Origin of the sequence: Caballeronia zhejiangensis (assembly GCF_022879815.1) — a bacterium.
GTDB classification, from domain to species: domain Bacteria; phylum Pseudomonadota; class Gammaproteobacteria; order Burkholderiales; family Burkholderiaceae; genus Caballeronia; species Caballeronia zhejiangensis.
Map to the genome: position 1 here is coordinate 109,863 of NZ_CP084287.1, position 24,121 is coordinate 133,983.

A 24,121-nucleotide genomic window follows, 5' to 3' on the forward strand; every position below is an offset into this window, starting at 1 on the left:
ATCGTCTCCAAATATGTGTTTTTTGAACCGCGCAGCTGATTACTCGAGTGTTTCGTCCTTTCCAATCACGCCTGCGGCGCGCAGTGCGTCGTCGAGCCACGGCGAAACCAGAATGCCGTCACGGATTTCGGCGATTCGTTGCGCTTCTGCTTCGAGCTTCTTTTCCGCTGCCTTCAGGACCTTGTCCACATCAGCACGCGGGATGACGACGACGCCGTCACAGTCACCGATGACCAGATCGCCCGGCTCGACTGAAACGCCACCCAGCGAAATGGGCACACCGATACGGCCGTCAAGGCCCTTGGTCGGACCGGCGGGGTTGAAAAGTTTTGGGACCTCGCGCGCAAGCAGTTAGAAGGCACGCCCGACACTCTTGAGAGCGGCGCTGACGCCATGTCGACGGAGACAAAAGGATCGACGCGGACGATCTCCAAGAAGTGACCGACGCTGTCGAAGCGACGTCGATTGCTTCGTGGTTGTGGCGATCAGAGTATCTCGACGTCTTGCAACAGTGCGCCGCGGTCGGTGCTTAAGTGTCAAGGGTGAACCGCCCGCCGGGCCGCCGGACATGCAGCATCGCGAATTATGTTGCGAGGTGCCCGTTGGTTTTGGTCGAGATACCGACGGACCGGTGACAGTTCCGAAGACCGGGAGCGCAGTCCGAAGGCACTGCGTAGAGTAGCCGCGCATCGGTCCGCGGGCGATCCAGAATGTCCGCGATAACTTTGCGCAGGACGAGTGGCGCGCCGATGAAAGTACTCGAAGCAGCATACTGAGTCGAAGGTTGCAGTTCATTGAGCCATGGTCGTGCCACGCTGCTTGATATCGACGGCAAATGCTGGCGGGGCGGCTCTCTTGTCACGTTGACATTAAGGAAGGGGTGGCCGCCTCTGCCCGCCCACCCCCCGGCGTGCGCAAAGCTGCAAAACCCAGAGCGCGTTGTCGTGGGCGCGAGGCAATTGTTGCCGCGGCTCGTCAACAGGCAACCCGGCTTCGTCGGTCCTCAGCAAGTTCTTCGTTCAGCACGTTCAGAACGCCCCCGCCAGCCAGCATGCCTCCAACCACGGATAGCCAGATGCTGCGCTGCGACCCCTGAAGACATCTCATTCGCGCACCAACAAATGGACGATGAGGAGCCCCCGTAGTTGCAATGTTTCGATGAGCATTTGAATGCCTTTCTCCGCTATTTCTACGGCACTGCAGGCGCCCTTCACTGGTGGATCGCCGATCGCAGGCGCTCTACTTCCCGATCCGCCACCGGTGCGGCGTGATTGCCCCAAGCGCCACGAATGAAGCTCACCACTTGAGCAATTTCTGCGGACGTCAGCTTGCCGTGGAAACCGGGCATCTCCTGAGGTTCGGGTCCCGTGTCGGTTTTGGGACTCTTACTGCCTTCTATGACGATGCGCATCACTGATGTCGGATCGTCGGCTAGCACAAGCGGATTGCCGGCGAGCGCTGCAGCTTTTCCAGGCTGACCCCGTCCGTCCGCCTGGTGGCATCGTGCGCAAAACGATAGATACACACCGGCGCCAGGACGCTCGACTTCACCGGTCCGAATACTTCGTGCAGTTTGCACCCGCGCGTGCGCGTTGTTTGAGAAACTGCCGTAGGTCTGTCGAGCCGGAAGTGACTTCAAGTAGAGTGCGATGGCATAAAGATCCGCTTCGGACAGATGCTGCGTGCTCTCCTCAACTACAGGGGCCATGGCGCCAAATGCGATTGCACCCGCGCCGTGGCCGGTTCGCAAGAATCTAACGATGTCGTCCGCCGACCAGCGCCCGAGACCACTGCTTGGATCGCCGGTCAGATTAGGGGCGAGCCAGTGATCATTGACGCCACCAGTCAGATACCATGGTGACGCTTCGCTATAGCCGAGTTCATTGTAAGCGGGGCCTCGCGGCGTGTGACACGCACCGCAGTGTCCAAGTCCTTGTACGAGATATGCGCCTCGGTTCCACTGCGCGGTTTGTTTGGAATTCTCTTGGTACCGGTCGTGATTGCCGAAGGCGAGACTCCAGAACAGCATGCCCCAACGTTGGTTGAATGGAAACGGCAAGTGCGTCTCGGGCGCGCGCTTGGCGGCCGATGCGACGCCGTGCATCAAATACGCATACAGCGCGGTCACGTCATCGTCGGTCAAGTTCGCAAGCGAAGGATATGGCATCGCCGGATAAAGCCGCTTGCCGTCGCGGCGTTTGCCCTCGCGCAGAGCGTCGGCGAAGTCTCGCAAGCTATAGCGCCCGATACCGAACTCGGGGTCCGGTGTGATATTAGTCGCATAGATCGGACCGAAAGGCGAATTCACAGGCATGCCGCCGCCCAGCGGCGTGTGGTCCGCAGCGTCGTGACAGGCGCTGCAGTCGCCGGCTTTTGCAAGATATTCGCCTCGCGCAATCAGATTCGGATCGGTCGTCGACGGTGACTGCGCGGAAATGTTGTCGGACAAACGATCCGTCGAGCGTTCGCCACATGCGCTTAGCGCCACAATCATGAGCGCGTTGACAAGCCAATCTCGGGTTCTGATCGCGTTCATGTCAATGCCACTGGCTACAAGATTGGAAGAACACTTCCGCAAGGACCGTGAACAACAGCCCGACGACAAATCCGCAGCCGATCAGCGCGCTGCACAGTGCAACGAACCGCTTACGGCTCACCTCCTCCTCATCGCGCGATGGCTCCTCGGACGACTCTGCATCCGAACGCCGTTCTTTGACCCGCTTTTCCTTGTGCCTTAGGAACACGAAGCCGTACACGGCGAGTGCGGCGCATATGGCCGCGACGGCGAAGGCAGCGATCGACGTTCCATACAACCATCCGACGAGATTCGGAAGGACTGGTTTGACACGCGTGATCGATCCAGCGGAGCAGGCTTGGGCGGAGATCGTCTCGGAGATCATCACTTGAAGCAGCCATGCGCCGGGCGCGAAGAAAAAGCCTCCACTCGCGCATAGGCCAAGACGGCGCTTCTCGCTTTCGGTGAGCGCAGACTTCTCCGCGGAGACGAGTGTTTGCATCAGTGGCCTCGCATCCAGAACGGCGTCACATACAACGACGTAAAGATGAACAGCCAGACGACGTCGACGAAATGCCAGTAGAGTCCGCCAATTCGCATGGGCGCATTGCGCTCCGCGTCGAAGTACCCTAACGCTATCCATACGGCGAGCAGAACCAGAATAACTAGCCCGACGGCGACGTGGGCCATATGAAAGCCCGTGATAGTGAAGTAAAGCGAACCGTAGAGATGAGCGGTAATACCGTACGGATGGTCGTGCCACTCCTTCCACTGCATGCCAGCGAAGGTGATGCCCAGCGCAATAGCGACCAACATCCAACCGAATGCTTGCCAGCGCTTGCTTTTCTTGAGCGTTCGCTCTGAGAGCCACGCGAACACGCTGCTCAAGATGAGTGTGCCGGTGCTCAGCGCGCCGGTGCCGATCTTCGGCATGCCCTCCGGCGGCCACGGGAGGGTCGTCTGCGATTGCGAGTAAAAGTAGCAGAAGATCAGATAACCGAAAAGACTGGCTTCCGTCGCGACGAGTGCCAAGACACCCCACCATCCGCCTGAGTGCTCCCCCGCACTTCCGACCGGCAGAGCATCCTTGCTTCTGCCTGTGTTCGCGGGAACTGTCTGCGCGGGTTCGGGGGGCTCGCGCTGCCCAAGCGCGCGCCGCGGCCACATCCACGCGATGAGTGTTGCGCCTGCCGCCGCGAGTGCCACAACGGTGAAAGATGGCGAGCGCAGCAGCACGCCTAGAAAAACAAGCGCGCCAAAAAGCCCGAGGAAAAACGGCGACCACGCATCTTCGGGCATCTTAAGAATGACATCGGGGCTGCCGCTGAAAGGGTGTACTCCAAGCGCTTCCCGTCCCCGATGAAGCAGGTAACCCGATGCCAGGCTCGACTGCCGCCCCTTCGGCTGAAGGCGATCCTCCCACATCGGATGCCGCGATTCGATCACCGGCAAGACTGCAAAGTTGTACGGCGCCGGCGGCGACTCGGTCGACCATTCGAGCCCAGGCGCGTCCCACGGGTTCTTCGGCGCTTCACGTCCGCGGCGTGCCGAGACGAGTGCGTTCACCACAAAGAGCAGCACGCCTAACGCAAAAATGAAGGAACCGATTGTCGTGATCAGATTCGACGTATCCCACCCCATGCCTTCAGGATAGGTGTAGATGCGCCGAGGCATGCCGAGCAAACCCGAGATGTGCATCGGGAAAAAGCCAAGATTGAAGCCCACGAGGATGATCCAGAACGCGATCTTGCCCCATCGTTCATTCATCATCCGTCCGGTGAACTTCGGAAACCAGTAGGTGATTCCGCCGAAGACCGGGAAAACATTGATCCCCAGCAGCACATAATGCAGATGCGCCACGACAAAGTAGGTCTCGGTAAGCTGCCAGTCGAGCGGCACTGCGGCCGTCATCACGCCGGAGACGCCGCCAATGACGAACATCAGCACAAAACTCGCGAAATAGAGGAACGGTACGGCGAAAACGGGCCGTCCAGTCCATATCGTCGCGACCCATGCAAATACGGCGACCGCGCTTGGAATCGAAATGAGCAAGCTCGCCGCGCCAAAGAAGGCCAGTGCCAGGGGCGTGATCCCGGTTGCGAACATGTGATGGATCCACACTTCGAAACCGACAATCATCGTGCCGACAGTAGCCATCGCTACAGCCGCGTACGCGACGAGGGGACGACGGCAGAAGGTCGGCAGGGCATCCGAGACGATGCCCATAGCGGGCAGCACGACGACGTAAACCCACGGATGCGCGAACATCCAGAACAAGTGCTGCCAGAGCAGCGGCCGGCCGTCGCTCGCCACGTCGAAGAAATGCGTACCGATATTTCGGTCCATCCACAGCAGCAGGAACGCCAGACTCACCGACGGCACGGCGAAGAGATTTGCACACGAAATGGTAAGCGTGCCCCACACGATAATCGGCAGCCGGTCCACCGACATGCCGACCGCGCGCATGCGAAAAAGCGTGACCACAAAATTCACTGCCCCAACGGTCGTCGAGATGCCCAGAAGCACCATACCGAGGGAATAGACATCGATATTTATTCCCCGGCTGTACTCCAGGGATGAAAGCGGCACATAGTTGAACCAGCCGGCGTTGGGCGCCTGCCCGAACGGAAAACTGCCATAAAGGAAGATGCCGGCAAAGAGAAAGACCCAATACGAAAGCGCGTTCAGACGGGGAAACGCCATGTCGCGCGATCCCAACATGAGCGGCCACAGGTAATTCGAGAAGCCGCTGAGCACCGGAAGCGCGTACAAGAAGATCATCGTAACGCCGTGCATCGTGAAAAGTTCGGCGAACTGGCCAGGCGTCACCAGTGATTGGTTGGGCTGTGCGAGCTGCAGCCGCATAACAAGCGCTTCAATTCCGCCCAGCAAAAGAAACAGGAAGGCTGTCACGATGTAGCGCAAGCCGATCTTTTTGTGATCGACGGTTGTAATGAAACCGCGCCAACCGGCATCGCCTTCCCAGATTTCACGCAGGTGCTTTTCGGCCTCCGACCCCTGAGGGACGCTGCCAAACTCAGGCTCGCGTCGGAAGGCGACCCGATGGGCCTGCGCAGCGCTTCGATCACCGATAGCGGCCATCGTCTGTTCCTTACTTGAGAGTGGCGAGGTAGGACGACAAGTCGCTCGCTTCAGCGGGCGCGAGCTTCATGTCGGGCATGAGCGTGCCGGGCTTGATTTCCTGAGCGTGCTGGATCCAGTCGATCAGGTTCTCCGGTGTATTGACGACGCTTCCTGCCGCAAGCAGCCGACGCGACAACACGTGGGTGAGATCGGGCGCCTGAACGCCGGCGGCTTTGCTGCCCCGAACCGTATGGCATCCCGCGCAGCGTTCTTCGAAGAGCTTCCTCCCTCGTATCGCTTGCGCTGTCGACGGTGCGGGTGCTGCCCTCATTTGCGCGGCGTACCAACGGTCATAGTCTGCCTGCGGCTGTGCGTACACCTCGAACGCCATATGGGCGTGCTGTACGCCGCAATACTGCGTGCATTGGCCTCGAAAAATCCCCGGGTGGTCCGCCTGAATCCACTGCCGGTTTGTGATACCGGGAATCGTCTGCGTCTTGCCCGACAAGTCCGGCACCCAGAAAGCGTGGATGACGTCGGCACTTTTCAGCAGCACGAGCACCGGCACGCCGGATGGAATATGCAACTCATTGGCCGTTGAGAAGTGGCTCTCGCCCTCTCCATAGTCGACTTTCCACCACCAATCGTAGGCAGTAACCGCCACAGTCAACTCTGGCGCATTTGGCGGGTCTGCGACCTCCGCGAGCACAGAAAGCATATAGACGGCAATGCCGAAAAGCGCAATTGTGGAGAGCAGGGAGCCAACAAAGACCAAACGCAGCCCACCCTCGGAGACGAGCGCTCGCGCGTCCTGTTGCTTCCTGCGCCGAAACATGCCGATGAGAAGCATTGCTGCGATGATCACGCACACGAGCACGCATATGGTCGCAAGCGTCCATCCGAGATAAATGACTGGCTGTGCAGCGGGCCCCTTGCTGCGCAGAAAATACGCGAGCGGCGTCGACGCTGCCGCCAGCAAGTCTGCTTCGCGCGAAGGCGCTTCGGCGCCGAGGGCGCCGAGATGATGGAGCGCGGCACAGAGCAAGGCTCCGACCTGCACAACCGACACGAGAACACGGCGCACCACGCTGTCTCCTGGATCTTCGGACCGAAATCGCTTGAATGCACTTCCGCCTTCTTCCTGCGCCCGATCAATGCCAGATTTGGCTGCGTCGGCTTGCTGAGCGCTGAGCAACTGCTATTCCAATTTGGTCGCGCGACGCAACCGGTGCACACGTCCTACGACTCACCCCAAACGATATGTATCACAGTGTGATATTTTTTCAAACGCTTGCAAAGTTTGCTAGGGCGTGCGCGAACGGATCGCTGACGTGAGCTTGGCGCGGCTTGCACCTAACGTTAGCGGTAGCAGCGGTGTCGGCTGATCGACAAGAACATGTAAGGCGCGCGGTGCACGGCAGTGACGATGTGCAGCACCTCTCGCATTATCGACAGGTCCTGAGAACGCAGCTGCGGCAATCCGAAGCGTTAGCGCAATCGCCCGGGATCACCGCGCTTCAAACGTCTCTATCGGTCCACGCGGGCGACACGCCGGGACGCTTGTGGGCGACGATCGGGGAGCTCGCCGAGCGTCTCAAGGCCCGCCTGGCCGGAGTGTTGGTTCTCCTGCGAGCGCGCACAGCTCGTTGAACGCAAGCTGTGAGACAAAGATCGTCGTCATGTATAGGCGCATCTCACTCGCAAGGCGAACGATGCGTCCATCGAGTCGCTGCCTTACATCTAGACCAATAAGGGCGTTGCGAAGCTTGCTTGCAGAAGACTAACGGTGCCTTCGATGCGCTTAAGCCCCTCGTCCGTCCGAACGCGGCACATTCATTGCATCACGTTATGACATATCGACTTCAGCCCAAGTCACAATCTTCTTCGCTGCAACCAAGGAGCAAACCATGTCTATCACCGTCGGCGATTTCTTGGTCGACCGCCTGCACGCATGGGGCGTGCGTCGCATTTTTGGCTATCCCGGCGATGGTATCAACGGCATCCTTGGGGCGTTGAATCGTGCGCAAGGCAAGATCGAATTCGTTCAGACGCGGCATGAGGAAATGGCTGCCTTTATGGCTTCAGCGCATGCAAAGTTCACTGGCGAGCTTGGGGTTTGTCTGGCGACATCCGGACCTGGTGCAGCGCACCTCCTCACTGGTCTCTACGACGCACGACTAGACCACATGCCCGTGCTCGCCATCGCCGGACAGCAAGCGCGCGCATCGCTCGGTGGCCACTTCCAACAGGAAGTCGACCTCCAATCGATGTTTAAGGACGTCGCGGGCGCCTTCGTGCAACAAGCAAGTGTTCCCGCCCAGGTTCGTCATCTTGTCGACCGAGCCGTCCGAACTGCGCTGGGCGAGCGGAAAGTCGCTGCGCTTGTATTCCCAAACGATTTGCAGGAACTCAAATACGAGCCGCCGCCGCGCAAACACGGGACGTTGCACTCCGGGGTAGGCTATCGCGCGCCCAAGACCGTGCCGTATCCAGATGATTTGCAACGAGCCGCGGAGATCCTCAACTCGGGCAAGAAGGTCGCGATCCTCGTCGGCGCGGGCGCGTTGCAGGCGACCGACGAAGTGATCGCGGTGGCGGAAAAACTCGGCGCGGGCGTCGCGAAAGCACTCTTAGGCAAAGCCGCGCTTCCAGATGATCTGCCCTACGTGACCGGCTCGATCGGTCTGCTCGGCACGGAGCCGAGCTACAAGTTGATGACCGAATGCGACACCTTGCTGATGATCGGCTCGGGCTTTCCTTACTCGGAGTTCCTCCCGAAAGAAGGCGCGGCGCGCGGAGTACAGATCGACATCAAACCCGACATGCTGTCCCTTCGCTATCCGATGGAAGTCAATCTTGTTGGCGACAGCGCGGAGACGCTGCGCGCGCTTTTGCCGCTGCTCGAACCAAGCACGGATCGCGCATGGCGCAAGGACATCGAAGGCTGGATGACCGACTGGTGGCAAAAGCTCGAGAAGCGCGCGCTAGTGTCGGGAACCGCGGGCGTGAACCCGCAGCGCACGGTGTGGGAGTTATCGCCGCGCGTACCGTCCAACGCCATCGTCACCAGTGATTCGGGATCATGCGCAAATTGGTACGCGCGTGATCTGAAAGTCAAGCGCGGCATGATGTGCTCGCTTTCCGGGGGACTCGCGTCGATGGGCGCAGCCGTGCCCTATGCGATTTCGGCAAAATTCGCGCACCCTGAGCGGCCGGTGATCGCGCTGGTGGGTGACGGCGCAATGCAGATGAACAACATGGCCGAGCTTATCACGGTCGCGAAGTACTGGAAGCAATGGTCCGATCCGCGCTGGATCTGCATGGTGCTTCACAACGATGACCTGAATCAAGTTACCTGGGAACAGCGCGTCATGAACGGTGACCCGAAGTTCGAAGCGTCGCAAGACATTCCGTCGGTGCAATACCACCGCTTCGCTGAATTGATCGGACTTCGGGGAATTTACGTCGATGACGCCGAGCGCATGAGCGCAGCATGGGATGAAGCGCTGGGCTCAGACCGGCCCGTCGTGATCGAGGTGAAAGCCGATCCAAATGTTCCCCCACTGCCGCCGCACATCACCTTGCAACAGGCAAAAGCTTTCGCTACGACGCTTTTCGAAGGGGATCCGAACGAAGGCAACATCATCGTCGACACTGCGAAACAGGTGCTGGGTGCAGTGTTGCCGGGACATAAGGACAATTAACGGAGGCCAGCCTAATGCACCTCACAAAACGCGAGGCACCGGTCGAAGCGGTTCGGGCGCGCGCCTACACCATCCCGACCGACCGGCCCGAAGCCGATGGTACTTTCGCCTGGAAATCGACGACGCTCGTGGTTGTAGAGCTTACCGCAGCAGGCAAGACGGGCATCGGCTATACCTACAACGACGCGACGACCGCGAGCTTCATCGAATCGACGCTCGCCCCGACACTCGTCGGCGAAGACGCCTGGAACATCGACGCCCTTTGGATACGCATGCAGCGGCGCGTGCGAAACATTGGCCGCTCGGGGATCGCCGCCTGCGCGATATCGGCGCTCGACTGCGCGTTGTGGGACGTGAAGGCGCGCCTGCTCGACTTGCCGCTCGCGCGTCTGCTCGGCGCGGTGCGCAACCGCGTGCCACTTTATGGCAGCGGCGGCTTCACCACGTACAGCGACAACGACATTCGCGACCAGCTCTCGAACTGGGTGCACGAAGACGGATGCCGATGGGTGAAGATCAAAATCGGTACCGAGCCTTCGCGCGATCCGCATCGCGTGGCCGTCGCGCGAGAAGCGATCGGCGATGACGCAGGCCTCTTCGTCGATGCCAACGGGGCGTTTGATCGCAAGCAGGCCCTCTTCTACGCCCAACGGTTCGCCCAGCATGACGTCGAGTGGTTCGAAGAGCCGGTGTCGTCGGACGATCTCGCCGGCCTGGCTTCGTTGCGCGACGCACTGCCCGCGCATATGGAACTCGCTGCGGGCGAATACGGCTACACGATCGACGACTTCCGCGCGCTGCTCGCCAACGAAGCCATCGATGTGCTCCAGGCCGATGCCACTCGCTGCGGCGGCATCACGGGCTTCCTGCGCACAGCAACGCTGTGCGACGCGTTTCATATTCCGCTGTCGGCCCACTGCGCACCCGCCCTCCATCTGCATGTAGCGTGCGCAGCTGCGCGTTTGCGGCATCAGGAATGGTTTCACGATCACGTGCGCATCGAGTCGATGCTCTTCGACGGGGCACCGCGTGCGCGCGACGGCGCGATCGCGCCGGACTGGTCGCGACCGGGTTGCGGACTCGATTTCAGGCATGCTGATGCGCATCGGTATGCGGTCTGACGCGCGGCGAGCGAATGGAACACAACGAAGCGAAGAACATGACGCAAACCAGAACAATCGACATCGCCATTGGCTGCGCAATCGCTGCGGCTGGACTCGCGCTCGTGCGCCTGGGCGGGCGCAAGCCGCATCGCCCGGCGATGCAGATGCACATCGATACGGCGCGCACTTTCAATCACAGTTCCGCGCTGCTCGCGCTGTCCGTGCTCGCCGACAGCGCGATGGAGCACTATCGCGGCTCGTTCGACAATCCCGCGATGTACACCCCGCTCGTCGTCTCGACGCTGTCGCTCTTCGCCGGCTTGCATGGCGGCTCCGATCACGAACCGACGCATCATCCGGTGCGCAATGCAGTCTATGTCAGCGCGGCACTCGCCGGCGTCGCTGGGACCGGGTTCCATCTTTACAACATCACGAAGCGCCCCGGCGGTTGGAGCTGGCATAACCTGTTCTATGCGGCGCCGATCGGCGCACCGATGGCGTTGCTGCTCTCGGGCGCACTCGGCGCGGTATCCGAGCGGTTGCGCGACGAGCCCGCGCACGAGCCGGGTCTTTTCGGCATGCCGGCGGGACAGGCGCTCGCGCTCGTCACGAGCGCAGGACTGGTCGGGACCCTCGGCGAAGTCGCGCTGCTGCATTTTCGTGGTGCGTTCCAGAACCCGGTCATGTATGCGCCGATCGTCGTTCCGCCGGTCGCATCGGCGCTGCTCGTCAATGCCGCCCTCGCTCGTCCGCGCGAGCGCTGGTTCACGCGGTTATGGCTGCGCGTGACGACGGCACTCGGGTTCATCGGTGTCGGATTTCATGCCCGCGGCGTCGCGCGCGCGCGTGGCGGCTGGCGCAACTGGAGCCAAAATCTCTTTAATGGACCGCCGCTGCCCGCACCGCCGAGTTTTTCGGCGCTCGCACTCGCGGGACTCGCGGCGCTGCGTCTTCGGGAGACCGAGAAGAAATGAAGGACCTACCCCGCTATCCCGGCTACGACGTGATGACCAAGCGTGACACGCCTTCGTGGGACGACGTCACGCGCCATGTCATCGACGAGCGGCTCGCGACGCCCGACGGGCCGCACTTCTTCGATGCTGTCGAATGGCGCGGGCTTTGCGCGCTGTGCGCATGCATCGTGCCACAGGACAGTCAGCGCCCCAACGTGCCGGTCGCCGCTCTCGTCGATGCGCGCCTAATGAAGAATACTGGCGACGGATATCGCGATGCGCGTCTGCCGCCCATGCGCGACGCGTGGCGCATCGGCCTTCGCGCGCTGGATGCCGAAAGCCGGGCGCGTCACGAACTGCCGTTTGCGAGCATCGAGCATGACCGCCAGCATGCGCTTCTCGTCGACATGCAGCAAGGCAAGCTCGATAGCGCCGAATGGAACGGTATGCCGCCCGCCCTCTTCTTCGCCGAGCGTGTGCTGCACGACATCTGCGGGATGTACTACGCGCATCCGCATGTGTGGAGCGAAATCGGCTTCGGCGGCCCGGCCAATCCGCGCGGCTATGTACGCATGGTCGCCGACCGGCGCGACCCATGGGAAGCCGTCGAAGCAAATGCCGGCCACAAAGAGGCCGCGCAGAAGGAGAATCGTCGTGCCCGCTGATTCGTCCCAAGACGCGCAGCACATGCCGCGCGGGAAGAATGGTCGCGCGCCCGACGTGTTCCATCCCGGCGCATGGGTTCGAATGCGCGAGTATCCGCAGGACGAAGCGGTGGACTTTGCGATCGTCGGCACGGGCGCGGGCGGTGGCACGCTTGCCTGCCGTCTCGCGGAGAAAGGCTTCAAGGTCGTCGCGCTCGATGCCGGCGCGTGGTGGCGTCCGCTTGAAGAGTTCGCGTCCGATGAGACCCATCAGGGCAAGCTCTTCTGGACAGACGAGCGCATTTGCGAAGGCGAGAATCCGCTCAAGCTCGGCAACAACAATAGCGGCAAAGCCGTCGGCGGCAGCACAGTTCACTTCGCGATGGTCTCGCTGCGCTTTCGGCCGGAATGGTTCAAGTCGCGCACACTGCTCGGCTACGGCACCGACTGGCCGATCGACTGGCGCGAAATGTGGCGTTATTACGCCGAAGTCGAAGAGGCGCTGAAGATCGCCGGACCAGTGAACTATCCGTGGGGTCCAAAGCGGCCGCGCTATCCGTATCGCGCCCATGAGCTGAACGCCGCGGCGCTCGTGTTGGCGCGCGGCTGTGAAGCGCTTGGCATCGACTGGGCGCCGACGCCGCTCGCCACGGTCTCCGCGCCGCGCGGCGAAGCGCATCCGTGCGTTTATCGCGGCTTTTGCGTCTCGGGTTGCGCGACGAACGCGAAGCAAAGCGCGCTCGTCACGTGGATACCGCGCGCCGTGCGCGCGGGCGCTGAAGTCCGCGATCTCGCGATGGTCGGCCGCATCGTCATGGGTGACGACGGGCGCGCCACTGGGGTCGAATACTTTCGCGAAGGACGCTGGCAGTTTCAGCGCGCACGCAACGTCGTAGTCGCCGGATATGCAATCGAAACGCCGAGGCTCTTACTCAACTCCGCGACGGACCGTTTTCCCGATGGCCTCGCCAATCGTTCAGGCCTCGTCGGCAAGAATTTGATGGTTCAGACCAATCAGGCCGCGTGGGGCACGATGGACGAAGAAGTGCGCTGGTACAAAGGGCCGCCGTCGCTCGCGCTGACTGAGCACTGGAACTACGAGGACAAAGGCAAGGACTTCTTCGGCGGGTATTGCTATATGAGCCAAGGACCGCTGCCGGTGGCATGGGCATCGACGCAGAACGGTAGAGGTCTGTGGGGCCAGTCCTTGCTCGACGAGATGCAGAAGTACAACCATCAGGCGGGGCTGAAGATCGTCGGGGAAACCATGCCACAGGAGCGCAATCGGGTGACGCTCGCCGACGAAAAGGATCAGTACGGCCTGCCCATCGCGCGCGTGACCTATTCGCTGTGCGACAACGACAAGCGACTGGTCGCGCATTCGCTCGACTTCATGAGCCTCGCGCTCGAAGCGGCGGGTGCGCGCGACGTCTGGCGCGAAATCGACGACACCTGCCATCTCAACGGCACTGCGCGCATGGGCGATGACCCTTCGACGAGCGTCGTCAATGGCGATTGCCGCAGTTGGGACATCGACAACTTGTGGATCTGCGACGGCTCCGTCTTCCCGACCGTCGGCGGCGTGAATCCGTCGCTGACCATACAGGCGATCGCGCTGCGCACCGCTGACCGTATCGAGGCGCTCGCCGCGCGTGGAGATCTCTGATGAGCGAGACACGAAGAATTGCTGTCATCACCGGCGCCGGTGCGGGCGTCGGGCGTGCAGCTGCCGATGAGTTCGCCCGCCACGGCTATGACGTCGCACTGTTGTCGCGCGATGGTGAGCGGCTCGCGCGAGCCGCTGCGCAGATCGAGGCGGCCTTCGGCGTGCGCGCGCTCGCCATGTCGACCGATGTCGCCGATGCGCGCGCCGTCGAGGCAGCGGCATCGCACGTAGAAGACACGCTCGGCCCAATCGATGTGTGGGTCAACGTCGCGATGGCGACCGCCTTCGCGCCCGTCTCCGCGCTCACGGCCGAGGAAATCGAGCGCGGTACGCGCGTCACGTATCTCGGTCAGGTCCACGGCATGATGGCGGCGCTCTCGCGCATGCGAACGCGAAATCGAGGGACGATTGTGAATGTTGGCTCGGCGCTGGCGTACCGCTCGGTACCGCTGCAATCGGTGTATTGCGGCGCGAAGTTCGCCATTCGCGGCTTTACAGATTCGCTGCGCTCGGAAATCATCCACGACAAGCTCAAGGTCCACCTGACGGTGGTCGAGCTTCCGGCGATCAACACGCCGCAGTTCGACTGGTCGATGAACAAGACCGGCAAGCGCGCGCGGCCGGTCGCGCCGATCTTTCAGCCGGAAGTCGCGGCGCGCGCGATCTTTTTCGCGGCGACACACCGACGGCGCGAAGTATGGCTCGGGTTCTCGACGGTGAAGGCTATTCTTGCGAACCGCATCGCGCCCGCGCTAATCGACCGATACCTGGCACGCGCGGGATACGATGGTCAGCTCACCGACGAGCCGCTCGAATACAACGCAGCAGGCAATCTGTTCGAAGCTGTGCCGGGCGACTTTGGGGCACATGGGCGGTTCGATGACGAAGCCCGGCAGCATAGCTGGGAGATGTTCACCGATCGCCATCGCTCGTTTTTCTGGGGGCTCGCGAGCCTTGGCGCGGTGGGCCTGCTGCACTTCGTCGCTAAAAAACGGAGCTGAGCCGAATGAGCCGCCCCATCGACGATTACGCGCTCCTAGGCGACGGCGAAACGACTGCACTGCTCAGCCGCAACGGCTCTATCGACTGGCTATGCTGGCCACGCTTCGACGACGACGCGTGCTTCGCCGCACTTCTCGGCACCTCGGACAACGGCTGTTGGACGCTCAGCCCGGTCATGCGCATCGAGCGCAACGCGCGTCGCTACCAGCACGACACGCTGATCATGGAAACCGACTTCGAGGTCGGCGAAGGCGCGGCGCGCGTGACCGACTTTATGCCCGTCAGCGACGGTCCGAGTTCGGTCGTGCGCATCGTGACCGGCTTGCGCGGTGTCGTCGAGATGCGCTCGGATTTGCGGCTGCGCTTCAACTACGGCGAACTCGAGCCGCTCATCGAACGCGTCGACGGCGCGATGCAGGCCCGTATAGGAACCGACCGTGTCCTACTTCGTGCGAATGTCGAGATGACGGTCTGCGACGGAGCGATACTCGCGACCTTCACCGTCGCAGCGGGCGAATCCATGAAGTTCGCGTTGAGCTATGGTCACGCGCACGAACCGCTTCCCGAAGCGTTCGACGTCGACATCGCCCTGCGTTCGACGCAACGCTTCTGGCGAGACTGGATTAGCACGTTCGACGACAACCGCACGGCTTGGCCGGTGCAGACCCGTCGTTCGCTTTTGACTCTGAAGGCGCTCATCCATCGTCGCACCGGCGCGATCGTCGCTGCTCCGACAACATCGCTACCGGAAGCGCCGGGAGGAAGGCTCAATTGGGACTACCGCTACGCGTGGCTGAGAGACACCAGTTTCGCGATGGTTGCGCTGCTCAACGCCGGCTACTACGAAGAAGCCGGCGCGTGGCGCGACTGGCTGCTGCGCGCGATCGCGTGCGCGCCGGAGCGCAGCCGGATCATGTACCGCGTGGACGGCGGGCGTCATTTGCGCGAATGGAACGTCGATTGGCTGCCAGGTCATCGGTATGCGAAGCCCGTACGCATCGGCAATGCAGCGGCGCATCAGCATCAGCTCGACGTGTTGGGAGAAGTCATCGATTGCCTCGATGTGGCGAGACGCGGCGGGCTCGAGTCGGCGGACCAGGAACAGGTAATCGAGACGCGCATCGTCGAACATCTCGAGAAAATCTGGCACTTGCCCGGCGCGGGCATCTGGGAGTCGCGCGGTGAACCCCGTCACTACACCTATTCGCGCGTGATGGTCTGGGTCGCGCTCGATCGTTTCGTGAAGCATTGCGCAGCGGAAAGCGCCCTTTCGCCACTCGCGAAGAGGATGGCTTCACTGCGCGAACACATTCGCGAAGAAGTGCTTCGCGAAGGCTGGAACGAAGGGCTCGGCAGCTTCACGCAGTACTACGGCAGCGAAACGTTGGATGCGAGCCTCTTGTTGTTGCCGCTCGTCGGCTTTCTGTGCGCTGACGATCCGCGCATGGCTTCGACGATTGAACGCATCCGCCGCGACCTCTGCGAGGACGGTTTGATTCGACGCCTAGAGCGGCACGCCGGGAACGCTAACGAAGGCACTTTTCTCGCGTGCTCATGCTGGATGGCCGATTGCCTGAACCTTCAAGGGCGCACAAGAGAGGCGCGGCAGCAGTTCGAACGCGTGCTAGCCACGGCAAACGATGTCGGGCTGCTGTCCGAACAGTACAACGCGCAGCGCCACGAACTGGCCGGAAATTTCCCGCAGGCGCTTAGCCATCTTGCAGTCGTCAATACGGCGCTCGGCTTATGCGGGCCGACGTTGCAACGAGGCGGCGGTTAGCCACATCGTTAAAGTCCCGGTCACGGAGACAGCAGGCGATTTCGCCGTTAGACAATGCAACATGTCGATTGCACTCTGCAGGCTTGCTTTCCTGAGCACTGCGCCCTCGCGCGCGCTTGGCTAGTGCTTGACACCGTCCACGATTTTTGCGCCGCTGCTTGACGACCGCAAATCGCTGCGCGCTATCTTTGCAAGTCTCTCGTAATGCTTCCGAAAATCGGCGAGTTCCTTCTGATCCAGTTGTTCAAGATCGAGCAGCGCGTTGTGCGCAGTGTCAATCGCTCGGATGATCTCATCGAGTTTGATCTGCATGGCCGCCGTGTCTCGATTCTGAGTGTTCTGAATCAGAAATACCATGAGGAACGTAACGATCGTCGTCGATGTATTGATCACCAGTTGCCAAGTATCGCTGAAGTGAAACAGCGGGCCCGATGCTGCCCAAACAACAACGAGGCTTCCAGCAGTGACGAACGTCCAGGAGCGCCCCGCCAGTCGAGCGAGTGAATTCGAGAAGCTAAGGAACCAGGAAGTCTTCATCTCTCGTCTCCACCAACCTATATAGCAGGCCACGTGCGTTGGCGCTCGACGTTTCGCGCCGTGAAGTGTCAGTCGCTGCCAAATGCGACCGTGCTCAGCAAAGCCAGCTCTGATTGCCGCGAATCCAGGCGAGTGTGCTGAATGACCACAGGTACATCCGATTCGAAGTAGCTCGCGTACTCAGTCCCAGTTGGGATCTTCTCGGGTTCGCAGAGATCATTGAAGCGCATATGCAACGTCCGCTGGGCTGGCACGGTGACGCGGTATGGCCCAGCGGGTGCCCGATCCTTGAAGAAGACTGTAAGTTCGATATGTGCGTCTTCGTCGCCCGCATTGAGGATGCACGCCGCCTCATGGCTCTGCAGGTCAGGTCCGGGACCATTGCTATAAGGCGGCAGATAGCCTTCAGCGATCGCCCATCTGTTTTTTCCTATCGCGCGCATGCATCCTCCTCATCCATCGCCCGTTCCACCAACAATGATTCAGCAATAACCGCTCCTTTCGCCGCTTGCATACATCACATCATGATATATATTTTAGGAAAGGACGAGGTTGGAGGAGCCATGTTGATTAACAACGACTTCGAGATAGGATATGTCATCACCGTCTTTTCGCTCCTGGGAATCATCTTCGTTGGAGCGCTGTTCGCGAGGCTGCATCTCGAGCGCTGGCATCCGCGGGTGGTGGGCGCGGTGCTGGGCGCGCTGATTGGCTTTGCGCTGATCGAAGCGGTGCCGATCATTTCCTAGCGGTGATCCTTGTGGTGACGCTTTGCACCGGCGGCGCCGAGAATCTGGTTTGCTCGATCCGCACGAGACGCCGCTCGCTTTCTATGCGCTCCAGATAATGTCCGCGTCTTTGCGCCTAGCTTCCCGCAACATATCGAGGAATGGCAGCGCCCGCGATTGGAGACCCATCCCGGTCCGCTCGGCAGTACGCGACAGGGGACGATAAATCGCACCGTGCTCGTAAGCGATACCTTCGTCTTCCTTCAGAACTGTCTCCAGGCGATCGATCGCGTTGTCAAACTCGCTATGCAGGATGACGCCTCGGGACCCGATGCGCTTACCGATAACGGCTAGAAGATAGCCGGCGAGGTCGCGCAACATGACAACATCGGGCGTGGCCTTCGAATGGAATTTTATCAGCATTGTCATACTCCTTGGCACGAACGCTTGATTCGGACAAACGGCGCGGGCTTTTCCTACCGCGTCTACGGCGCCTGTGGTCCCGTTGTCATGAGCACGCTGCAGGAGACGTGATCCAAAAACCGGCCCTCGTCTTGCCCGGTCAACCAACGGTAGAAACGACCGCTCCGGTGATGCCCGACGACGATCAGATCGATATCGAGCGCTTTTGCGCAAGCGGAAATTTCCATTATTGGATTCCCGACCGCCAGATGGCCTTGCGCTACGACGCCGAGATCCGCCAACTTGTCCACGCCTTCCTCCAGCAACGCCTTCGCGGTCTGTTGCTCATGCGCAAACGACATTGCAGGAATGACGGGGAGGCCCTGCATCCACTCCGTGTCGTCGATAACCGCCAGCAGATGTGTTTCAACGTGAAGGTCGCGGGCGAGTTGAGCGCCGAGACGAAGCGCGCGGCGCCCTTCGGCCGTGCCGTCATAACACAACAGGATTCGGTGATAGCTGGTCACGGTTCCTCCGCGTCTTCAGCGCGGATACATCACATTATGATACATTTTGCGGAAATAGCCAGCGGACGGGCGAACCCTTTCTATCTCCGGCGTATGACGTACGTCAGCGCATTTGGGAACCAGCAGATGGTTCGGCGGCCGTCGTGAACTGTTCGAAGCGGGAGCGGCGGCCATCGCTACCAGCTCATTGCCGGCGACGCGTTGGCGAATAAGGAGCCGCACAATTTGCTGACTTCAAAGAATGGGGCGCGCATTACTTCTCATGCACCGCCCGCTCGCTGAAAGTCCTTTTACCTCTCGCTGGACGGACAGGACATCCCGCAATCCGGCTTGCGCCGTCCGTTGCAATTCTGGATGGTATTGTTTTTATTCTCAGCTCACCGGCTCAATCCCGTCACACACCGGTGGCAAGGCCACCATGAAGCTAGAGCTAGCCGCTCCCGTCGGCGCCACTTCGAATTCCTGGCGATGCTGGCGCATGAACTCAGGAATCCGCTCGCACCGCTCAGAACCGTGGTGAGTCTGCTTCGTCGCGGTACATCTGTAAGCGACGGGCAATTCCTCCTTGCCACAATGGAACGCCAGATTACCCACCTGACGCGACTTGTGGACGATCTGCTCGAGGTCTCGCGTATTACGCAGGGGCGCATCGTTTTGAAACGGGAGCCGCTCTTGATCGGCGGCGTTGTCTACGGCGCGGCTGAGTCAGTTGCCCCGCAAGTCGAAGAGAACAAGCAGCGGTTGACGATTGACGTTCCCAGAGACACCGTCTGGGTTTGCGGTGATACGACGCGTATGACGCAGATCTTGGTGAACGTTCTGCAGAACTCGTGCAAGTACACGCCGGCTGAGGGCGAAATTCGTGTGTGCGTATCAGCAGACTCCGCTCATGTCACGATCGTCGTTGAGGACACTGGCGCAGGCGTCGCGGCCGACTTGCTGCCGCGAATCTTTGACTTGTTTTTGCAAGGAGAGCGTAGGCTCGACCGATCGAAGGGAGGTTTGGGCATCGGACTGTCTCTGGTGCGCAAGCTGGTTGAAATGCACGAAGGCTCAATACATATCGAAAGTCCCGGACCTGGCCTTGGGACCACCGTCAGGATCACGTTCCCGCGGTTGAATCGACAAGACGAGGTTCCTGGCATCGCTGACAACCACCGCGCACCGGTGCGCGCACCGCGAAACGACCTCAAGATCTTGATCGTCGATGACAACCGGGATGCCGCCGACTCCCTTTCCCTGGTTTGTCAGTCAGAAGGACATGTGACCCGGACTTGTTACGATCCCGAAGAGGCCATACAACAGGCCTCAACGTTTCAGCCTGACGTCGCGTTGCTCGACATCGGTCTGCCGCGGATGGATGGATACCAATTGGCAGGACGCCTGCGCGCTAAAGGGCGCAAGATACCGATCCTGGTTGCGATTACCGGCTATGGGCAGGCGGAAGACCGGCTAAAGGCACAAGCCGCTGGATTCGATCGCCATTTCGTCAAGCCGGTTGACATCAACGCATTGCTCGATCTACTGGCAACCTGCGGCTGAGCCCGCGACCGGCGCCCGGTAACCCCAATTGTCTCCAACTTGTATCGCAGTTCAGCGGAGGGTGAGTGCCAATATGTAATCAATGCAGCTAGCTTGCCGTGGCCACGGAACGGGATTCGGTCGCTTACTGCATATTTCGGCGAACGTGACCGCCGATTTCGGGAACGTGACCGTTTGGCAAGGTCGGGCGTTGCGCGGTGTCGATTGTAGATTTCCTTGCTAGTTTTGGTCGAGTTCTGGTTCGAGCACGCTGGGTTTCGGAGATGGTTTTCTGAGAGATTCGCCCGTCAGTTTGATACGGTGATGACGCTGCATAAGGCGATCTAGCATTGCGTCGGCGATCGTCTCGTCGCCTATCCAGCCATGCCAGTGTTCGATTGGTAGCTGGCTGGTCACGATCGTGGCTTTACCGGCAGACCGGTCATCAATCATCTCGAGCAAATCGTTGCGAACCATCGCGTCGAGGGCAGCCATTCCCCAATCGTCCAGCAGGAGAACATCAACGCGAGCGACCTGCAGCAACCATTTGGTGAAGCCGCCGTTGCCGTGGAGGACGCGCAGTTCCTCGCCGAGACGAGGCACGCGCAAGTACAACGCGGAGTGCCCTCGTCGGCAGGCATACTGCGCGAGGGCACAAGCGAGCCATGACTTACCGGCACCGGTTGGGCCGCTAATGAGCAGGCTGTATCCCGACTCGACCCAGTCACCGAGAGCCAGGCTCGTGAGCGAACGTGGGTCCACGCCTCGACCAGCGCGGGTGTCGAGATCTTCATGGCGGCCTGCGGATACTTCAGGCGCGCTTGCTTGAGCAGTCGGGTGCGGCGACGATCATCGCGCCAACTTGCTTCCCGGTCGACCAGCAACGACAGGCGTTCCTCGAAGCTCAGAGCCGCAGTGCCGGGCTGCGTCAGTTGCTCTTCCAATCCGTCAGCGAACCCATCCAACTTCAGGGTGCGTAGTTGCGTCAAGGTTTGGTGCATCATCATTGCGGGTTCTCTTTATTGGTAGTAGCTGGGGCCACGGACATGCGCGTGACTCGGACTGACCCATTCGACAGGCGTGGTCGCTGCCGCGCGGTCGCGGTTGTTGATGAGGATGTCGCGCACGTGGCGGTAACGATGTACACCCAATTCGAGCGCCAACGCGCACGCCGCTTCGAGACGGTCGCGACCATAGCGACGTGAGAGTGAGAGCAAGCCAAGGCACGCCCGATAGCCGTGCTCGGGATGGCGCTGTTCCTGCAGAAGCCGCGCGACGAGCGCGCCGGTGGCGCCGCCAATCTGCTGACCCCAGTGGATAAGCCGCTGCGGAGTCCATTCGAGATGGGCGCGGTGTGCCGCCGGCATGTGCTCGACGACGGTGGTGTAGCCTCCTACGCGATCATTGCGAGCATGGCTGGCCACACGGCGACCGCGATGCAACAACTCGACAGCGCCCGCAGTGATGCGCGCATCGAGCTTGAGTCCAACAAGCGCGTGAGGAACGCTGTAGCGATGTTTATCGATCTCGATGTGGTAGTCGATGTGGACCGTCACTGCCTTGATGCGCGCGAGCTCATACGGCTGCACCGGCAGTGGCTGTAGGGCCGGCGCGTCTAATTCGGTGAACGCGCTGGCGCGGCATCCAGGCAGCTTCTGAAACGGGCGCTCGTTCAAGTTCTTCAGTAGCGGGCGGATCGCGTCGTCGACCGACTGGACCGACTCGAACTGGCGATGACGCAGGCGCGCCATGATCCAACGTTCGACCACCTGAACCGCCACTTCAACCTTCGGCTTATCCTGCGGGCGATAAACGCGTGCAGGCAGAAATGAGGTGCCGTAGTGACGCGCGAAGTCCAGCACGGTGTCGCCGGCGCGAGGCTCATAGCGATCGGGACCGGCGATCATCGCGCGCGGGTTGTCCGGCACGATCAGTTGGGGAACGCCGCCGTAGAAGGTCAGCGCGCGGGCGATACCACTCAGCCAGTCCTCCATCGTCTCGGCTGGCGTGGCGCATGCGAATGTATAGCTCGATGCGCCCATGGCGGCCACGAAGATGTGCGCGCGGCGCCCTGTGGTCAACGGCAACGTGGGACCGGCGAAGTCGACGAATAGCTTCTCGCCAGCACGGTGGATCTGCCGCATCGAGCGCTTCAGCCGTTTCGCGAACGCCTTATAGTGCTCGCAGAATTGCGTGTAACGATAAGTCTTCCGATTCGCGAACTCCGCCTGATATTCCTCTATATGAGCGCCTCCCTTTGCACAAGCATCGATATGCTCACTCCGTGACAGGATGGGTTGCTGCTCTATATCCGGGCTTGTGGCAGCGATTCAACCTGCTGCGGCCCCCTATGAAATCCGCTGACTCGCACCTCACTCCCACATCGAGCGCGAAGCTCCATGGAATTTTCAGGTTTAGCGAATCCCGGTCCGACCTGTCATGTCATCACATACGCCGCCCGCGCAACCTTTGTTCTAAACCATTCCTTCTTCGTTCCTGTGCTATACGACCTTCACGATCGGCTTCTCGCTAACATATCCCTTCTCATACGGATGGCCGTGTGCGAGAACCGCCCAGATAGTTCTGGCCAACTTGTTTGCCAGTGCAACGACAACGACATTCGTTGGCCGCCGCTTTTTCAGTTGTTCGACCCAAAGACCGGGGTCTTTTGCGTTGTTCAGTACACTACGTGCACCATGCACGAGCAGCATTCGGAGATATCCGTTTCCGCGTTTACTGATACCGTGAAGTTGCACCCTCCCGCCTGAACCCGTTTGTTTCGGGACAAGCCCGATCCAAGCAGCAAACTCGCGGCCGGACTTAAATGCCTTGACATCACCCATCATCGCGACCGCCGCCGTTCCTGTGAGCAGGCCAACGCCCGGAATCTCGCATATCGCTTTGACCGCAGGATCATCCTTCCGCCAGTCCCGCATGCGTCGTTCGATTCGGGCGATTTGCTCATCGAGTTCGGCAATCCGGCTCCATTGTTCGCGTAAGGTATCGATCAGAACTGCTGGCAATCGCGCTGCAACGCGGGCGAGAACTTGCGGTATAGCTTCAATCAGAGCAGCACGGCCTTTGTTCATCACTTCGCCGTATTCGGTCAACATCCCACGAAGACCGTTTATCTGCATCGTGCGGAAAGCTACCAGTTGTTCTCGCGCACGATGAAGCGCAAGCATCGCCTGTTGACTTTCAGTCTTGACTGCAACTGGTTTGCTCGGCTGCTGTACCGCAAGCCAAATTGCGCGCGCATCCGCACTGTCGTTTTTGTTCCTGATGTTGAAAGCCTTCACGAACTCCGCCGGCATCAGTTTGACCTGGTGTCCCATCTTGGTGAGTTGGCGGGCCCAATGATGCGCGCCACCGCAAGCTTCCATTCCGATTAAACACGGCGCACGGTTTGCGAAGTGTTCTAAGAACTTCGCGCGCTTCACGGACCGATTTACGATCTCACCTGTATTCGCATCAACGTAATGCACTTGCATCATGTTCTTTGCAATGTCGATTCCGACGGGCGTGAGCTTCATGGGTGTTCTCCGAACCGGTTTGGGAAGACCCATGATCCTCCCAAACGAAATCGAGAATCTGCCGCTGTTGTAGTTATAGCGTCGGCGCAGGGCGGGAGGCGCTCATTTCATTCCCACAGCAACGTCAGCGTCACGCCCTTGCGGCGCAGCTCTTGATGAATGCGACCGTAGTCGGGCTGTGCATAGGCCGCGGGTCCGGTGGGCTTGCCAAGAAGCCGTCGCTCGAGCTCGCCCTCGTCCATATCACAGGCGATCGCCCAATCCAGCCCGGCGGCACCCGCCAGTCCGACGTACTTCGTGACCACGCCCTTGGAAATGCCCAGCGACGCGGCGATTCGATCATGCGAGAAACCGCCGTCGAACTTAAGTCGTAAAACGTCCTTGATCAATGAAATGAACGCCTCCCGCCATGGTCGCGTCAG

The 24,121-nt window shown here is 60.6% G+C and carries 19 protein-coding genes and 3 pseudogenes; 9 read left to right on the top strand and 13 right to left on the bottom strand.

Features of this window, described 5'->3' with window-relative positions:
* Positions 1 to 39 precede the first annotated feature (39 nt).
* From LDZ23_RS30100 to coxB, 5 genes are all read right to left on the bottom strand, one after another.
* A complete protein-coding gene (locus tag LDZ23_RS30100) occupies positions 40 to 279 on the bottom strand; it encodes an RraA family protein (protein WP_244808650.1) in 240 nt (79 codons plus the stop codon).
* Positions 280 to 1,210: 931 nt separating this feature from the next.
* Positions 1,211 to 2,536, bottom strand: coding sequence for a c-type cytochrome (locus LDZ23_RS30105; protein ID WP_425306913.1), 1,326 nt, complete (start codon positions 2,534 to 2,536; stop codon positions 1,211 to 1,213).
* Between the two features lies 1 nt (position 2,537).
* Positions 2,538 to 3,017 (bottom strand): hypothetical protein, encoded by a 480-nt coding sequence (locus tag LDZ23_RS30110; protein WP_244808651.1) that lies wholly within the window; start codon positions 3,015 to 3,017, stop codon positions 2,538 to 2,540.
* Positions 3,017 to 5,617 (bottom strand): cytochrome c oxidase subunit I, encoded by a 2,601-nt coding sequence (gene ctaD / locus LDZ23_RS30115; protein WP_244808652.1) that lies wholly within the window; start codon positions 5,615 to 5,617, stop codon positions 3,017 to 3,019. The genes LDZ23_RS30110 and ctaD overlap by 1 nt, the downstream gene beginning before the upstream one ends.
* Positions 5,618 to 5,627: 10 nt before the next feature.
* On the bottom strand, positions 5,628 to 6,683 hold the full coding sequence (gene coxB, locus LDZ23_RS30120; RefSeq protein ID WP_244808846.1) for a cytochrome c oxidase subunit II: 1,056 nt from the start codon (positions 6,681 to 6,683) through the stop codon (positions 5,628 to 5,630).
* An 823-nt stretch (positions 6,684 to 7,506) separates the two neighbouring features.
* Here coxB and LDZ23_RS30125 point away from each other — a divergent pair.
* From LDZ23_RS30125 to LDZ23_RS30155, 7 genes are read left to right on the top strand one after another with little or no spacing between them, the layout of a single operon-like run.
* Positions 7,507 to 9,303 carry a thiamine pyrophosphate-requiring protein gene (locus LDZ23_RS30125; RefSeq protein WP_244808653.1) on the top strand — a complete coding sequence of 599 codons (1,797 nt, stop codon included), beginning with the start codon at positions 7,507 to 7,509 and terminating at the stop codon, positions 9,301 to 9,303.
* A 14-nt stretch (positions 9,304 to 9,317) separates the two neighbouring features.
* A complete protein-coding gene (locus LDZ23_RS30130) occupies positions 9,318 to 10,424 on the top strand; it encodes an enolase C-terminal domain-like protein (RefSeq protein ID WP_244808654.1) in 1,107 nt (368 codons plus the stop codon).
* Positions 10,425 to 10,462: 38 nt separating this feature from the next.
* Positions 10,463 to 11,380: a hypothetical protein gene (locus LDZ23_RS30135; RefSeq protein WP_244808847.1), complete on the top strand. Its 918-nt coding sequence runs from the start codon at positions 10,463 to 10,465 to the stop codon at positions 11,378 to 11,380.
* A complete protein-coding gene (locus tag LDZ23_RS30140) occupies positions 11,377 to 12,024 on the top strand; it encodes a gluconate 2-dehydrogenase subunit 3 family protein (protein WP_244808656.1) in 648 nt (215 codons plus the stop codon). Before LDZ23_RS30135 ends, LDZ23_RS30140 begins: the two co-directional genes overlap by 4 nt.
* Complete coding sequence (locus LDZ23_RS30145; RefSeq protein WP_425306914.1) at positions 11,975 to 13,669, top strand: GMC family oxidoreductase; 1,695 nt, start codon at positions 11,975 to 11,977, stop codon at positions 13,667 to 13,669. Before LDZ23_RS30140 ends, LDZ23_RS30145 begins: the two co-directional genes overlap by 50 nt.
* Positions 13,669 to 14,670, top strand: a complete 1,002-nt coding sequence (locus LDZ23_RS30150; protein ID WP_244808657.1) for an SDR family oxidoreductase — start codon at positions 13,669 to 13,671, stop codon at positions 14,668 to 14,670. The genes LDZ23_RS30145 and LDZ23_RS30150 overlap by 1 nt, the downstream gene beginning before the upstream one ends.
* 5 nt (positions 14,671 to 14,675) lie before the next feature.
* The gene (locus LDZ23_RS30155) at positions 14,676 to 16,451 is read left to right on the top strand and encodes a glycoside hydrolase family 15 protein (RefSeq protein WP_244808658.1); all 1,776 of its coding nucleotides are present in this window, start codon (positions 14,676 to 14,678) and stop codon (positions 16,449 to 16,451) included.
* Positions 16,452 to 16,571: 120 nt separating this feature from the next.
* Here the strand turns inward: LDZ23_RS30155 and LDZ23_RS30160 are convergent, their stop codons facing one another.
* Entirely contained in the window at positions 16,572 to 16,988 is a 417-nt protein-coding gene (locus tag LDZ23_RS30160; RefSeq protein ID WP_244808659.1) for a low affinity iron permease family protein, read from the bottom strand.
* A 68-nt stretch (positions 16,989 to 17,056) separates the two neighbouring features.
* Positions 17,057 to 17,431: a sensory rhodopsin transducer gene (locus LDZ23_RS30165; RefSeq protein WP_244808660.1), complete on the bottom strand. Its 375-nt coding sequence runs from the start codon at positions 17,429 to 17,431 to the stop codon at positions 17,057 to 17,059.
* Between the two features lie 120 nt (positions 17,432 to 17,551).
* Here LDZ23_RS30165 and LDZ23_RS30170 point away from each other — a divergent pair, with 120 nt between their 5' ends.
* Complete coding sequence (locus LDZ23_RS30170) at positions 17,552 to 17,737, top strand: hypothetical protein (protein ID WP_244808661.1); 186 nt, start codon at positions 17,552 to 17,554, stop codon at positions 17,735 to 17,737.
* Positions 17,738 to 17,818: 81 nt separating this feature from the next.
* On the opposite strand, the gene LDZ23_RS30175 is transcribed toward LDZ23_RS30170, so the two are convergent.
* Together LDZ23_RS30175 and LDZ23_RS30180 are read right to left on the bottom strand one after the other, a co-directional pair.
* The gene (locus tag LDZ23_RS30175; RefSeq protein WP_244808662.1) at positions 17,819 to 18,139 is read right to left on the bottom strand and encodes a DUF1840 domain-containing protein; all 321 of its coding nucleotides are present in this window, start codon (positions 18,137 to 18,139) and stop codon (positions 17,819 to 17,821) included.
* A gap of 62 nt (positions 18,140 to 18,201) precedes the next feature.
* The gene (locus LDZ23_RS30180; protein WP_244808664.1) at positions 18,202 to 18,645 is read right to left on the bottom strand and encodes a universal stress protein; all 444 of its coding nucleotides are present in this window, start codon (positions 18,643 to 18,645) and stop codon (positions 18,202 to 18,204) included.
* A gap of 468 nt (positions 18,646 to 19,113) precedes the next feature.
* Between LDZ23_RS30180 and LDZ23_RS30185 the strand changes: the two genes are divergently transcribed.
* A complete protein-coding gene (locus tag LDZ23_RS30185; protein ID WP_244808665.1) occupies positions 19,114 to 20,187 on the top strand; it encodes a hybrid sensor histidine kinase/response regulator in 1,074 nt (357 codons plus the stop codon).
* 219 nt (positions 20,188 to 20,406) lie between these two features.
* On the opposite strand, the pseudogene istB reads toward LDZ23_RS30185, so the two are convergent.
* The 4 genes and pseudogenes from istB to LDZ23_RS30205 all read right to left on the bottom strand — a co-directional run.
* A pseudogene (gene istB / locus LDZ23_RS30190) lies at positions 20,407 to 21,173 on the bottom strand (IS21-like element helper ATPase IstB).
* 12 nt (positions 21,174 to 21,185) lie between these two features.
* Positions 21,186 to 22,406: pseudogene (gene istA / locus LDZ23_RS30195) on the bottom strand (IS21 family transposase); the annotation flags it as partial.
* A gap of 261 nt (positions 22,407 to 22,667) precedes the next feature.
* Positions 22,668 to 23,699 carry an IS110 family RNA-guided transposase gene (locus LDZ23_RS30200; protein WP_244808666.1) on the bottom strand — a complete coding sequence of 344 codons (1,032 nt, stop codon included), beginning with the start codon at positions 23,697 to 23,699 and terminating at the stop codon, positions 22,668 to 22,670.
* Positions 23,700 to 23,809: 110 nt separating this feature from the next.
* Positions 23,810 to 24,088: pseudogene (locus LDZ23_RS30205) on the bottom strand (IS21 family transposase); the annotation flags it as partial.
* Between the last annotated feature and the right edge of the window lie 33 nt (positions 24,089 to 24,121).

Coding starts and splice junctions, on each gene's coding strand:
- LDZ23_RS30140 (WP_244808656.1), top strand. CDS start 11,377: ATGAAGGACCTACCCCGCTATCCCGGCTACGACGTGATGACCAAGCGT.
- LDZ23_RS30155 (WP_244808658.1), top strand. CDS start 14,676: ATGAGCCGCCCCATCGACGATTACGCGCTCCTAGGCGACGGCGAAACG.
- LDZ23_RS30130 (WP_244808654.1), top strand. CDS start 9,318: ATGCACCTCACAAAACGCGAGGCACCGGTCGAAGCGGTTCGGGCGCGC.
- LDZ23_RS30160 (WP_244808659.1), bottom strand. CDS start 16,988: ATGAAGACTTCCTGGTTCCTTAGCTTCTCGAATTCACTCGCTCGACTG.
- ctaD (WP_244808652.1), bottom strand. CDS start 5,617: ATGGCCGCTATCGGTGATCGAAGCGCTGCGCAGGCCCATCGGGTCGCC.
- LDZ23_RS30200 (WP_244808666.1), bottom strand. CDS start 23,699: ATGAAGCTCACGCCCGTCGGAATCGACATTGCAAAGAACATGATGCAA.
- LDZ23_RS30105 (WP_425306913.1), bottom strand. CDS start 2,536: ATGAACGCGATCAGAACCCGAGATTGGCTTGTCAACGCGCTCATGATT.
- LDZ23_RS30125 (WP_244808653.1), top strand. CDS start 7,507: ATGTCTATCACCGTCGGCGATTTCTTGGTCGACCGCCTGCACGCATGG.
- LDZ23_RS30170 (WP_244808661.1), top strand. CDS start 17,552: ATGTTGATTAACAACGACTTCGAGATAGGATATGTCATCACCGTCTTT.
- LDZ23_RS30110 (WP_244808651.1), bottom strand. CDS start 3,017: ATGCAAACACTCGTCTCCGCGGAGAAGTCTGCGCTCACCGAAAGCGAG.
- LDZ23_RS30165 (WP_244808660.1), bottom strand. CDS start 17,431: ATGCGCGCGATAGGAAAAAACAGATGGGCGATCGCTGAAGGCTATCTG.
- LDZ23_RS30185 (WP_244808665.1), top strand. CDS start 19,114: ATGCTGGCGCATGAACTCAGGAATCCGCTCGCACCGCTCAGAACCGTG.
- LDZ23_RS30145 (WP_425306914.1), top strand. CDS start 11,975: ATGCCGGCCACAAAGAGGCCGCGCAGAAGGAGAATCGTCGTGCCCGCT.
- LDZ23_RS30150 (WP_244808657.1), top strand. CDS start 13,669: ATGAGCGAGACACGAAGAATTGCTGTCATCACCGGCGCCGGTGCGGGC.
- LDZ23_RS30135 (WP_244808847.1), top strand. CDS start 10,463: ATGACGCAAACCAGAACAATCGACATCGCCATTGGCTGCGCAATCGCT.
- LDZ23_RS30175 (WP_244808662.1), bottom strand. CDS start 18,139: ATGCTGATAAAATTCCATTCGAAGGCCACGCCCGATGTTGTCATGTTG.